15 protein-coding genes (1 of these 15 cut by a window edge) are annotated in these 12847 nt (G+C 33.2%); 7 read left to right on the top strand and 8 right to left on the bottom strand.

What is annotated here, in order from left to right; all coding sequences use genetic code 11:
* Window positions 1-142 precede the first annotated feature (142 nt).
* Complete coding sequence (locus QEN48_RS02810) at window positions 143-430, bottom strand: hypothetical protein (RefSeq protein WP_280108893.1); 288 nt, start codon at window positions 428-430, stop codon at window positions 143-145.
* Between the two features lie 1114 nt (window positions 431-1544).
* Between QEN48_RS02810 and QEN48_RS02805 the strand changes: the two genes are divergently transcribed.
* A complete protein-coding gene (locus QEN48_RS02805) occupies window positions 1545-2618 on the top strand; it encodes a hypothetical protein (protein ID WP_280108892.1) in 1074 nt (357 codons plus the stop codon).
* Between the two features lie 151 nt (window positions 2619-2769).
* Here QEN48_RS02805 and QEN48_RS02800 read toward each other — a convergent pair whose 3' ends face one another.
* Together QEN48_RS02800 and QEN48_RS02795 are read right to left on the bottom strand one after the other, a co-directional pair.
* Window positions 2770-3366, bottom strand: a complete 597-nt coding sequence (locus QEN48_RS02800; RefSeq protein ID WP_280108891.1) for a hypothetical protein — start codon at window positions 3364-3366, stop codon at window positions 2770-2772.
* Window positions 3330-3575 carry a hypothetical protein gene (locus QEN48_RS02795; protein ID WP_280108890.1) on the bottom strand — a complete coding sequence of 82 codons (246 nt, stop codon included), beginning with the start codon at window positions 3573-3575 and terminating at the stop codon, window positions 3330-3332. The genes QEN48_RS02800 and QEN48_RS02795 overlap by 37 nt, the downstream gene beginning before the upstream one ends.
* Before the next feature lie 106 nt (window positions 3576-3681).
* Between QEN48_RS02795 and QEN48_RS02790 the strand changes: the two genes are divergently transcribed.
* A complete protein-coding gene (locus QEN48_RS02790; protein WP_280108889.1) occupies window positions 3682-4581 on the top strand; it encodes a DNA adenine methylase in 900 nt (299 codons plus the stop codon).
* Here QEN48_RS02790 and QEN48_RS02785 read toward each other — a convergent pair.
* Window positions 4567-5658, bottom strand: coding sequence for a hypothetical protein (locus QEN48_RS02785; RefSeq protein WP_280108888.1), 1092 nt, complete (start codon window positions 5656-5658; stop codon window positions 4567-4569). The genes QEN48_RS02790 and QEN48_RS02785 overlap by 15 nt on opposite strands.
* A gap of 147 nt (window positions 5659-5805) precedes the next feature.
* Here QEN48_RS02785 and QEN48_RS02780 point away from each other — a divergent pair, with 147 nt between their 5' ends.
* Window positions 5806-6699, top strand: coding sequence for a DpnII family type II restriction endonuclease (locus QEN48_RS02780; RefSeq protein WP_280108887.1), 894 nt, complete (start codon window positions 5806-5808; stop codon window positions 6697-6699).
* Window positions 6700-6961: 262 nt separating this feature from the next.
* Here QEN48_RS02780 and QEN48_RS02775 read toward each other — a convergent pair whose 3' ends face one another.
* Window positions 6962-7177, bottom strand: coding sequence for a tyrosine-type recombinase/integrase (locus QEN48_RS02775; RefSeq protein WP_280108886.1), 216 nt, complete (start codon window positions 7175-7177; stop codon window positions 6962-6964).
* A complete protein-coding gene (locus QEN48_RS02770) occupies window positions 7174-7515 on the bottom strand; it encodes a tyrosine-type recombinase/integrase (RefSeq protein WP_280108885.1) in 342 nt (113 codons plus the stop codon). The genes QEN48_RS02775 and QEN48_RS02770 overlap by 4 nt, the downstream gene beginning before the upstream one ends.
* Before the next feature lie 192 nt (window positions 7516-7707).
* Here QEN48_RS02770 and QEN48_RS02765 point away from each other — a divergent pair, with 192 nt between their 5' ends.
* Both QEN48_RS02765 and QEN48_RS02760 read left to right on the top strand, forming a co-directional pair.
* A complete protein-coding gene (locus QEN48_RS02765; protein ID WP_280108884.1) occupies window positions 7708-9237 on the top strand; it encodes an EVE domain-containing protein in 1530 nt (509 codons plus the stop codon).
* A complete protein-coding gene (locus QEN48_RS02760) occupies window positions 9215-9667 on the top strand; it encodes a hypothetical protein (RefSeq protein WP_280108883.1) in 453 nt (150 codons plus the stop codon). The genes QEN48_RS02765 and QEN48_RS02760 overlap by 23 nt, the downstream gene beginning before the upstream one ends.
* 130 nt (window positions 9668-9797) lie before the next feature.
* Here QEN48_RS02760 and QEN48_RS02755 read toward each other — a convergent pair whose 3' ends face one another.
* Window positions 9798-10049, bottom strand: a complete 252-nt coding sequence (locus QEN48_RS02755; RefSeq protein ID WP_280108882.1) for a hypothetical protein — start codon at window positions 10047-10049, stop codon at window positions 9798-9800.
* A 513-nt stretch (window positions 10050-10562) separates the two neighbouring features.
* Here QEN48_RS02755 and QEN48_RS02750 point away from each other — a divergent pair.
* Both QEN48_RS02750 and QEN48_RS02745 read left to right on the top strand, forming a co-directional pair.
* Complete coding sequence (locus tag QEN48_RS02750; RefSeq protein WP_280108881.1) at window positions 10563-11630, top strand: ATP-binding protein; 1068 nt, start codon at window positions 10563-10565, stop codon at window positions 11628-11630.
* A 234-nt stretch (window positions 11631-11864) separates the two neighbouring features.
* The gene (locus QEN48_RS02745) at window positions 11865-12239 is read left to right on the top strand and encodes a carboxymuconolactone decarboxylase family protein (protein WP_280108880.1); all 375 of its coding nucleotides are present in this window, start codon (window positions 11865-11867) and stop codon (window positions 12237-12239) included.
* A 59-nt stretch (window positions 12240-12298) separates the two neighbouring features.
* Here the strand turns inward: QEN48_RS02745 and QEN48_RS02740 are convergent, their stop codons facing one another.
* Window positions 12299-12847 carry the 3' portion of a methyltransferase domain-containing protein gene (locus QEN48_RS02740; protein WP_280108879.1) on the bottom strand. The gene runs 63 nt beyond the window's last position, so 549 of the gene's 612 nt are visible here — the last part of the coding sequence; the start codon falls outside the window, past its right edge; it ends in the stop codon at window positions 12299-12301.

The following is a 12847-nucleotide window of genomic DNA, read 5'->3' as shown; positions in this document are numbered from 1 at the left end:
AGTAACCTTAATATTCTCTATATTTCATTTGTAAACTCTCCCTTTTTTAACCAACCATAGGTATATACAGAAAAATAAGGTATCCACCTTTACCTTTTATAAACGATAAAACTTGCATATTCTAATTCAGATTATCAAGTGTTCAAATTAATGTTTTTATTATACCATATGTGAAGGATGATATCCATCCTCCTAATAAAATTAAGCTTATTGCACCAACTGTGTTTATAAATTCTATAAAGACCATAATTAGGGCGAGTAGTGATATAAGGAGTGTAATACCACTTACAATTAATATCCAGTTATTCAATTCTTTACGAAGATATTTGACTATATCTTCTTTATTAGGATTATTAAACCGCTTTAATCTTTTTTTAATCTTTTTAACCAAATTATCAATTAAAACCCAAAATATTGTTACAACAATCAAAGATGGAATTAGTAGAAAAATGTTAGGATAGGGAGTACTGCTAGAAACCGAGTAAATTTCTTATCCTTGTAAATTTCATAACCCAAGAAAAAATCGTGCCGCCAGTTATATCAACCATTAATATATCTTTTTAAAATATTGTTTATAAAAATAACTTTGCATTAAATTCCAAAATAATATTTTTAAAAACTATTTTTCTAGTTAATTTATAAATTAGTAAAAATAAAAAAGATTTTCAAAATGAAAATATCATGTCATTTAAGCTAAAACCAGAGGCTTTAATTACCTTAATTGCTGTTTGGACCGCTTTTATAGTTAAAAACTATTTTTTAGAATTAATTATAGAACCAACTGGTTTTCACTTACTAATAATAATGTTTATTTCAATACCTTTATTCGTAATGTTTATTAAAAGCCTACTAATACTTCCGTTCATTCGAATACAACAGTTCTTTAGAACATTTAATCTCGATATTATGGAAAAAGGATCTCCGGTCTCTGAGTATAAGCTTAATTTAGTGGTTGCTTCAATCATTTCCTTATTATTTGTAGATTACATATATCTATATTTAATAGAAGTTTTTGAAATAGAATATGTCTCATTTTTGCTAACAATAATATTCGTAACACCTGTTTTTTTAATTTCAAAGTATTTATCGGAAAATATTCATTTTTGATTGCGTTTTTAGTCTAATATTGTCGTAGAGATCTTGGAAAACACTTTTAAAATAAATTATGAACTTTATATTCGATGTTTTTTATTTCTTTAATTTCACATTTTTTTGATATTTTTTGAATCTCTTCGGTTAATACGTATAGATATATTTGGGTGTTGATGGTGAGATGTTTTCCAGGATTTTTTTGTAGTTTCCTTAAGCCCATTCTGTTTTTGAGAAAGCGGATTGCGAAGCTGTGTAGCCATTTAAAAGATTTAGATTCAAAATAACACTTCCCAAGGTATTTATGAACTATATTCCTTAGAGTTTTTATAGAGATGTTGGATATAAGTTTCTTTATTTAGGTTTTTTGGTTGGTTTGGGACTTAATTATATGTGTTTTTGGAATTATATCTATTTTTAGATTGTTTGGGTGTTTTGTATTGAGGTGTGTTTGAATGTCTTTAGGTGTTGGGGATTTGGTTGAGTTGTTTGAGGAGTTTAAGGAAGCTGAATCGTTGGAGCTTGTAGATGATGTTGAGGAAAGGAATTCTAGGAAAAACTGGGTTAGGGAAAAATTTTCTGAAGAGAGTATAATGGATTTTGGTGAAGGCGATATTAGGGAGATTGTTAGAAAGTTATGGGCTTTCCAGATGTGGACTAATAAAGACTACATTGTTGATAAAATAATGGAGAAAGACATAGAGGACATCAGGACATCTTTTTTAAATGCATTCCATAAACATGGAGATTTACAAGAAAAATATACCGCTCTTACTAATATCCCGATGATGGGGACCGGTGTGGTCTCTGAGTTACTAACATATTATCACCCGAACCAAGCAGCTATATGGAACCGTAAAGCACGAAATGGATTACAAATGCTAAACTACTCCGATAAACTATCTTTCCCACTAACAAAAACCACCCTCACTGATAAAGAATATAAAGAGTTCTTAAAAGTTATGAAAGACCTCAAAGACACATTAAAAGAGAAAAATCAGGATATAAATGATTTTCTAGAATTAGATTACTTCCTCTACTACATAACAGAAGAAACAAACCTACAAAAAGAAATAGATAAAAAAGAAAAAGAAGGAAAAAAGATCAAAGACTTCGACCACAACGAGATAAGAGATACTTTACAGGAGATTGGAGATGGACTAGGATTCGATGTAGACATAGAATATCATGCTGCCCCAGGCGCCCGAATCGACGTAAAATGGAGCACTAAAATAGCAAACCTAGGAAGAATAGCATACGCATTCGAAGTACACAAAAGCGGCAGCAGAGACTCAGCAATACTAAACCTACAGAAAGCTAAGAATGCAGACCCAACACTCCAAAAGCTAATACTAGTATCCAACCAACAAGAACTAGAAAAACTAAAAAAAGAAATAGAAGCAGTAGGAGGGGAACTAAACAAATTCACATCCTACATGAAAGTCCAAGAAGTCATACAAGCATCAGAAAACCTACACAACCTAAAACAAATACTACAAAAAAGCGGACTAATGGAAGAAATAGCCTAAAAAATAATTTTAAAAAAATAAATTCAAAAACTCTCTAAAACATTATTTGAAATATAGATTAAACGTTTTTAATTTATATAATCCGTACTTTAATGTTCAAAAGCTTACCTTTATAACAGTAATAAGTATTTTTTGAGAGAAACTTAAGGGATTAAATTTTTGATTTCATTTGAGTAGTTATATCTTCTGGTTGTTCATCGTTTTCTTTTTTTATTTCAATGGCTTCTGCTATATAATCGGTATTTGTTTTTTCTTCGTTTACTTTTAGTTTTAGGAATATGGTTGTGTCGTAGTTGAATTGGTTTTTGTATCCTTGGAGTTTTGCTATATCGCATATTTTGTCAGAGTTATTTGATTTTTTTATTTCAATTGCTATTAAGTTATTATTGGTGTTTCTTTGGTGTACTATTATGTCTGGGTAGATTGTTTTTGCATTGGTATCTTCAGGTTTTATTTTTCCCCAACAATCCTCCTGTTTCTCGGTTTGTTGTTTTATTCTTTCTATTTTTTTGGTTGTTCGTTCATCATTTTCTCTGTTTTTCATTCTGTTGTATTCTACGTCTACTGTGTATTTCTGGAATTCTTTTTGTAGGTGGCTGGCTAGTTTGTGAGTGATAGTTCTCTCGTTTGCGTCTTCTTTTAATAGGAATTCGTCGTTTTTGAATAGGTTTTGGAGTGCATTTCCGATTTTTTGGAGCTGTTTTGTGTTTTTCATTTTTTTGTGTTGTTTTGTGTTTTTGTTTGCCATATTAGTGTGTTTCCGATTTTTTGTTTTGTTATTTTTTGGTTTTTTTGTAGTTGGTTTAGTTTTTTGTAGGCTGTGTTGTATGAGCAGCCGACTTGTTTGGCTATTTTTTTGGTTGTTGGGTTTTTTGTGTTTTTGATTGCTTTTATGAATTGTTGTGTTTTGTAGGTTTTTTTGTATTGTCCGGTTTTTTTGTCTCGTTTTTTGGGCATTGTTGTTTGTTGTTTTTTTGTTGGTATTTGTTTTTGTTGCCTAGATATCCATTAAATCTATATTTAATGGTAAGTTTTTTATGGTTTGGGGGTGTATTTTTTGTTGATGGTTGTTCCTGTTTTGAAGTGGGCTGGTGGTAAGAGGGAGATTCTTGATGATTTGTTAGCTAGGTTTCCGGCTAACTTCTATAGGTATCATGAGCCTTTTTTTGGTGGAGGCGCTGTTTTCTTTGAACTATCTCCTAAGGATGGGGCGATTAATGATACTAATACTAGGCTTATGAATTTCTATCGGCAGGTTCGTGATAACCCAAAAGAGTTAATCGAGGTCGTCAAGGGGTTTAAGCATCCTCGGTCTGACCCTGACCCTGACAGAGATTATTCTGATGCTAAGAATTATTATTATCAGCAGAGGGAGCTTTTTAATCGGAGGCCGAGGGGTGAGGATTTTGATCCTTTGGTTGAGGCTGGTTTATTGCTTTATTTGAATAGGACTTGTTTTAATGGTTTGTTCAGGCTTAATAGTAGTGGTGAGTTTAATGTTCCGATTGGGAGTTATAAGAATCCTGATTGGGTGAGGGAACAAGAGGTTTTGGAAGCCAGTAAGGCGTTACAGGATACTAGGATTTTTAATCGTGATTTTAGTTTTGTTGTTGATGTTGTAGAGTCGGGAGATATTGTTTATTTTGATCCTCCGTATGAGCCGGTGAGTGCTACGGCTAATTTTACTGATTATAGTGCGGATGGTTTTGATTTTGATGATCAGGTTCGTTTGATTGATGTTTTGCAGGAGCTTGATGAGATGGATGTGTTTGTGGTTGTTAGTAATAGTGGTGTGATGCGTGATAGGTATGAGGACGCTGGTTTTTATGTTGATTTGAAGGGGGTTAGTCGTAGTATTAATTGTGATGCTTCTGGCCGGGGTGAGGTTGATGAGGTTATTGCTACTAATGTATCTCCTGGTGAGAGGCGGGGTCGTCGTCAGAAGAAGTTATCGGATATTTAATGTTTCTTGATTGTTGTTTGTGTCTGTGAGTTTGTGTTTTTGTATTTGTTTTTGTGTTTTGGGGGGTAGGTAGTTGTTGAAGGTTTTTGTGTAGTCTTTTGCTAGTATATGGATATCGATTTTGTTGGCTTCGTTTCCTAGTCTTTTGTGTAGCCATTTGTGGTATCTTTTTATTTGTTCGGCTGCTTGTTTTCCTGCTTTATCGTTTTTTAGTTCTATGACTGTGTTTGGTATTGTTCCGTCTCTGATTTGTTTTTCTGTGTAGATTGTTATATCGGCTTTATCCATCTGGCTGGGTTTGAAGGGGGAGATTGGTGTTTGTCGGCATATGGCTGCTTTTTTGGGTGGTTGTAGTTTGGGTGGTAGTAGTTTTGGGTTTGCAGTTAATGCCGCTTCTAGCTGTGATTCTATTTCTGCTTCACTAGTTTTTTTAATTGTGTATTCTGTTTTGTATGGGGTTGGTTTTCCGTTTAGTTTTATGTTTTCGTTGTTTTGTGGGTTTCTTTTGTTTGTTGTTGGTTTTTTTAGTAGGTTTAGTAGTGTTTGGGTTTCGCCTGGTGTTATTGTGCAGAATCCCATTCCTTGTATGCTGTTTGAGGGTAGTGGGTAGGGGTATTCTCCTAGTTTGAAGTAGAGTTTGTCTGAGGTTATGTATCGGCCTTTAAGGTTTTGTTTGTCTTTGAACGTGATTATGAATGGCTGGCATCTTTTTTTGTCGTTGACTTTGAATACTCCGGGTGTGTCGGTTTCTTCGTATATTTCTCTTTTTGATTCATTCCAAACTAGTTTTGCATTGGCTTTTCTCCCCATGGGGCTGTGTTGTCCGTTTATGTGGAACGCTCCTTTTTCTTTGGAGCCTTTTATCTGGCCGCCATAGTAGATCTTTCTTTTTAGAAAGAAGAATACGTGGTCGTTTTCACGACAGCATGCGTAGTCTCCTAAAACCCTGTAGTAGTTGCTGTATGAAGAGGGTTGTCCATCCTCGGGAGGCATATGTTGACCATAAACTCCTTTATCAAGATATAGGTCTAGTGTTTCCTTGTCATATAGTGTTACGAATATTCCTGATTCAACCATAAACCAATATTAATAGCCTATGCAACATCAATAACCAGTAAATATAAATTTAATGGATATTTATAACAATAGAAAGAAACTAATGGATTTTTGAGTTTAAAGAAAGGGTTTTTTGACTGCTATAGTTATTTATTTATGGTTTTGGTTATGGTTAAATTTGAGCTTATTGGGTTTGACAGTTTCCAGGAGTACTTTGATGTGTTTTTTGATTGTTTGAAGAGCACTAATCATACTTTCTCTTATTTTGTAGATTGGAATAAAATCCAGCGGAAGGCTGAGAAATATGAAGATGAGATTATGTTGTTACAAGTACTGTCAAAAAAGAAAAAAGACGAACGTAAACAAAAACTACATAACTTGATAAAAAAACATCCTAAAATCACAAAAGTTATTCCATTAATTATAGCAGTCCGAGATTACAACATGAAGATTATGGATGAAAGAACCCTGGAAATAACAAGTTATAGCTTCAACGGACCTGATAAATCTAATATAATGGAGATTGTGGATTTCTGTGACAAAACCGGTATAATCGATTTATTTGATCAGATTGATAGTTTGTATGACTATATTTTTGGTTTAGAGGTTGGCTTAGATTCAAACGCCCGTAAAAACAGAAGTGGAAAAATATTCGAAGAAATAATAGAAAACGTATTAGAACAGGAACTAGAGAAAGCTGGAAACTATTCATACAAAAAACAAACAAAAATCAAAAAAATAGACTCAGATAAAAAATTCGATTTCATAATAAAAGAAAACGGAGAACCAATAGTAGCCCTAGAAACAAACTTCTACTCCAGCACAGGCAGCAAACCAATAGAAATAGCAAGATCCTACACAGACCTACACAAAAACCTAAAAAAACAAAACCTAACCCTAATCTGGATTACCGACGGAGACGCCTGGAAAAAAATGAAAAACCCACTCAAAAACTCAATGAAAGAACTAGACTACATACTAAACCTAGAACTCCTACAAAACAATCTTATCAATATACTACAGAAAGACCCAGAAATCCAAACAAAACAACAGTCATTCTAAAATCGAGTATATTAAGTCTATTTTTTTAATTTTTATTGCATTTGATGAGTTCAAAATTAGTTATTTATTTTTTAAATGAACCAGGGTTGAATGTACCTTTATTTTTTAAATGTTCATCTACAACCCGAAATAAGTTTACACCCTAATAAGGCCCTAAAATTAAAAACCCTTTTTAAAACCGAAATCAACAAAAAATAAACTAAAATAAAAAAAATTAATTAAAAAATAGGTTTTGTTCCATCAGTTTTGTTATAAATTGTTTTTAACCCCATATTTTTTCATATTCTTTTTGAATGTCTTCGGCCACTACATCGAGATATATCTGTGTGGTTGAAAGTGAACTGTGGCCCAGTATTTTTTGTAGTGTCCTGAGATCCATTCCGTTTTTGAGGCAGTGAATTGCGAAGCTATGTCGCCATTTATGGGGTTTGGATTCGGAATCACATTTTTCTGCGTATTTATAAACTATATTCCTCAAGGTTCTGGGGGAGATCTTGAATACTTTATCGTTTTTTTTAGGTTGTTGGTCCACATTTTTAATAGGTTCTTTATTTCTTGGGGTATTGGTACGACCCTATCTTTCCCGCCTTTTCCATCTCTGATTATTATTCTTTTTTCGTTGAATTCGAGGTCTTTTTTCTTTAGGGTTGTTAGTTCGCTGCCTCTTAGGCCTGTGGTCCATAGTATTTTGAGTATTAGGTAGTCTCTTTGGTTTTCTTGGTCGGCTTTTTCTAGCATTCTTTGTATTTCCGTTTCTCTATGGTATTTCGGTAATTTTTGGTGTTGGTTTTGTGTTTTATAGCCTGTTTTACTCATTTTATTCCTCTTTTTCTTCCGTTTTTCTATGAAAACGGAAACAATGGAATCATAGAATTTGATATTATTTATAGTTATCAGATTTTGGTTTAACAAAAATTATAAAAATAATTAAAAACGTAGAGGGTACTTAAAAGCAGAAGGGAAAACGATAAGAAATAGAAGGAATAGATTGAAACCTAAAAGAGCATTATGAATAAAATAAGGCTTCTCTTGGATACAAATATTATCATAGCTCGTGAAGACAATCACATTGTTCCAGAAGAGATTCGAGAACTAATGAATAAAATACAAAGACCGAAAGTAGAGCCCCTAATTCACCCTAGCTCACGTCTAGATATCCGTAGAGATGGAAACGAAGAAAGAAAGAAAATAACCCAGTCCAAAGCGGATACTTATGGAGAGCTTAGTGATCCGCCTACTTCCTATACTCAAAGCTTCTTAGATGCAGTAGGCTCTCCCGAAAACGAAAACGAAGAGGTTGATTATAATCTACTCTTTGCGATTTATAAGGACTGTGTTAATTATCTTATCACCGAAGATCAGGGGATACATAGGAACTCTGAAAAACTGGAACTAGAAGATAGAGTTCTAACTTGCGAGGAAGCAAATTCGTTTTTGGATGAAAAACTAGGCGAGAAAGAGGTTAAAAAACCAATTCCTGTTAAAAAAACTAAAGTTTACAATCTAGACTTGGATGATCCGTTTTTCGACTCACTAAAAGAAGATTATCCGGAATTCGAGGAGTGGTTCAAAAAAATAAAAAAAGAAGGTCGAGACTGTTTTGTATATTGGAAAAATAACAAAGAAGAAAATAGACTCGGTGCCTTGCTAATATACAAAGAAGAAACGGAACAAATAGGAGAAGATCCAAAACTCCCTAAAAAACCTCGACTGAAACTTTCTACACTAAAAGTTTCTGCGCATGGAAACAAAATAGGGGAGCTCTTCATTAAGCTAGGAGTAAGATACGCAATAAAAAATAATCTAAAAGAGGTTTATCTAACTCACTTTACGAAAGAAAAGGATAGATTGGAAAAACTAATATCGAAATTTGGATTTTTTAAAGAGTCTGTAAAAATATGGAAAGATGGAAGGATTGAAGACATCTATCTAAAAGACATAGAACCAAAGAAAACTAAATTAAAAACTAAAAAACCGATTAAAGTTTCTGAAAAGTTTTGGCCTTATTTCAAAGATACTAAGGGATGCAACAAATTTTTAGTTCCGATCAAACCAAATTACCATGATAGGTTATTCACTAATTGGAGAGGGAGGCAACAAACCTTAAAGGAGTTTTCTAACGAGTTTATTGTCGAAGGAAATGTCATTGAAAAAGTATATTTATCCCATAGCAAAATAAAGAAAATCGCTCCGGGTGATTTGCTTTTATTTTATAGAACCCAAGATGAAAAAAAGGTAACTTCACTCGGTGTCGTTAATAAGGTTAAAGAAGACGTAAACAATCTCGATCAAATCTATGATGACATCAAAAGACGAACTGTCTACAAAAAAAAGGAAGTAGAAAAAAAACTACAAAAACCAACTTTAATCATATTTTTTAGATGGCATTTCCATTTACAAGAACCTATTAGTTTCAACAAAATGCGAGAAAAAGAGATAGTAAGAGGCTCTATTCAATCTATACAAGAAATAGAAGATAATAAGTATCAAAAAATAAAAGAAATAGGGGGTATTAATGAACGTTTTACTATCAATTAAACCGGAGTACGCAAAAGCCATATTCTCTGGAGAAAAAGAATATGAATTCCGAAGAAAAATATTTAAGCGAAATAATATAAACAAGATTTATTTATATTCAAACTCCGATGAACAAAAAATAAGAGGGTATTTTACATTTGGAAAGATCCTTAAGGGAGAACCGAAAGAAATATGGGAAAAAGTTAAGAATAAGGCGTATATTTCTGAAGAAAAATTTTTTAATTACTTCAAAGGAACCAATACTGCTTATGCGATAAAAATAAAAAAGGTCAAGGAGTTCCCATCTCCGATAGATCCGTTCAAAGAGTTAGATAATTTCAATCCTCCACAATCTTTTCAGTATATATCAGATCAAGATTTACATTTTTTTGAATTAGATATCGGAAAACAAATCCAGTATGAGATTGAAGATTATATACAAGAAATTTAAAAGAACTGTTAAAAACTTAAACTAAATTTTTTGAGAGTTTCTAGGTAGGAAATAGAATTTCTAAAAAATGAGAAACCCTACTCCCAAGTGTAATTCTATTTCTTAGTAAATCCCCATTGAACAAGCACCATTAATATTTCTCTTCAATTAGCTCAAACTCTACTTTCCTTCGTTTTCTGTCAACGTAAATTTCTAACTGATATTCATCAACCATAGACTCAGGATCCAGCCCTAACATCAAAGCAACATACCTAGGTAACGGCACCCGTGGATAAGTCTTCCCATTAACTTCTACACGATAAATCTTATACGGATTATTCGGTAACGGTAAACGTTCCTCACTAGCCTTAACCAAAAACAACAAAACCCAAATCACAGGCATTTATAGTCGTAGAAAACTTCATCTACAAAAAAGAATCAATACCCCTAGACTTAATAATAACAGATATCTCAAAAAAACATGGATACCAACCCAAAAAACTCAAAATAACATGGTACAACCAAAAACACCACAAAAACAACAACTACAAAAAACACCAAAGAAAAACAATAATACACCTAAAAAAAGCCAAATAAATAACACAAAGAAACCAAAACAATCCTTAACCCTCAGGAAAGTTTTCGGTATAGCAATAAATCCTCTTTTTCTTTAGTGAGAATAGAATGTCATAAATACAGCCTTCAAATAAAAACCAAAAAAAACAAAAAACCATAAGGACTTATTGTCCAGATTACTCCTTTTTCTACATTAAAATAACCATATTAAACTTTAAATTCAAGTATAAATAAATAACTACATTTTAGAAATATCCAAAACACTTAAAATAGTTTTTTACGATAAAATATAACCACCGAACAAAACACGGATAGAAAAACCAAAAAAAGGAAAGACAACATGAATAGTCAGTATTTTTTAAAAAGGGTTTGGGACCTTAACTTCCACGAAAAAAACATTCTATCTACAATAATATTCCTAATAACAAGCATAGCAATATATTTTTTAATACTAATTTTTAACTCAATATACCCCTTATTCCTCCTAATAGTAGCACTAGTACTAACAAGCGGGTTCTACATCAGAACACTAAATTTAATACCAAGTATCCTAGCAACACTCTCCCTAACCCTAATCTACATCCTACATTATGGAGAACTATTCTTAATAACCATAGAAATAACCTTAATAAACCTATCCCTATTCTTCTTGTTATCTTTATTGATAAGCGTCTTAATAGGCCACCTAAACACAACTTTTGAACAACTAAAATCTGAAAAAAGATCTGAAACCAAAAAAAGATGGAGCGCTGAAAGGAGGAAGGAATTCCTATCAACCTTACTCCGACAAGACCTATCAAGCAAAAACCAGACAACTTGGGGCCACCTCCAACTCATTACAACAGAAGACCTCCCTGAAGAAAAACAAAAACACATAGAGGAAGCAAGAAAGACATGTAACGAAATATACGAAACACTAAAACTAACCAAAAAACTTGAAAAAATCGAAGAAAACAACAACACAACCAAGATAGACATCACAAACACAATAAAAGAAGCTATAATTGAAATAAACCAACAAACAAACAACAAAGACATAAAAATAAAACAAAACCTCCCCAAAAAACCATTAACCGGAGAGACAACACAAGACCTAAAAACATTAATAAAACAGATAATAAAAACCCGATTACACACAACCAAACCAAAAAACATCAAAATAACACTAAAACAAAACAAAGACACAAATATAATCGAGATACAAGACGACGGCAAGAAACTACATCAAGACATCCAGAAACTGTTTTCAGGCCAAACATACAAAGGAAACACAACCGGCGTCTGGGGAGTCAGATACTACATGATAAACCAAATAGCAAAACACATAAACATCGATATCCAAACAAAAAACACAGAAAACCAAACAAAATTCAAACTAAAAATACCCAAAAACCCAAACAAAACCTAAACAATCAAAACCCATCGAAACAAAATCTAGAAAAGTTAAACAAACAATCACAAAAAAACAAAAAACCTATTTCTAGTTCTATATATAGAGATATTAGAGGGGTTTATAATTGATTCAAAGCAAATAAAAACCCCCTTGAATCCATTAGTAAATAAAAACTGTTTTATAGTGTATTAAAAACCTATAAAAAATAATTTATGTTATGCATTCAATCCTTAGTATAAGGAGATAAATATGACAAGACATAAAGAAGGTAAAAAAGATCCAAATGAAATGTTGAGTGAGATGGAAGGGAAAATGGGTTTTTTACCAGAAATCCTTAAAATAATCGAGGATGTAGACCCAGAAAACCTCCAGAGATACAATATGTGCAATAAAAGACTGCTAGAGGATGGTGCACTGTCAGCAAAAACAAAAGACTTAATCTCACTAGCAGTAGTAGCATCTCAACAATGCGAACCATGTACAAAAGTAAGAATGAAAAGCGCATTAAACCACGGCGCAACAAAAGAAGAAATAATGGAACTAATGGAAGTAATATTCATAACAGCAGGAGCACCAGCCGTAGCCGCATGCAAAGACGCATTAAAACTCCTCCAAGAAAAATAAAGACTCCAATATCTCCACTCAAGACTAAGACCCTACTTCTCTTTAGGGAGAGAAGGAGGTCACTCAAGGGAGCACTCAATATACATAAACAACCCCCAACCAAATCTCTCAACACGCTCAACCTCAAAACCAGACCCCTCTAAATACTTAAGTGGCTCCCTACGCAAATCCTCACCCAATAAAAACTTACTAACCGGATTAACACAACGAAACAAAAAATCAAGAAACCTATTATCCGGCCGAACATGCTCCAACATCAACAAACGACCCCCCGGCTTACAAACCCTCTCAATCTCCCTTAAACCCCGAACAGGATCAAAATTACATAAAACAAAACTAGAAACAACAGTATCAAAACAACCATCCCTAAAACCAAGACACTCAACACACATCAAAAACAAATCCACATCCAAATCAATATCCCTAGACCTCTCAAAAGCACCAACCAACATACCCTCACTACAATCAACACCAACAACCTCAACCTCACCACCATAAAAAGGCAAATTCAAGCCAGTACCCACACCAACCTCAAGCACACAACCCCTCGCCCTACCCACCAAAAACCTCCTACACCTACCCAACAAAAACCAATCAAACAAAAACAT

The organism is Methanonatronarchaeum sp. AMET-Sl (assembly GCF_029854155.1).
GTDB lineage: Archaea > Halobacteriota > Methanonatronarchaeia > Methanonatronarchaeales > Methanonatronarchaeaceae > Methanonatronarchaeum.
The sequence above is the reverse complement of the archived record's forward strand: the minus strand, read 5'-3'. Positions and strand labels throughout refer to the sequence as shown.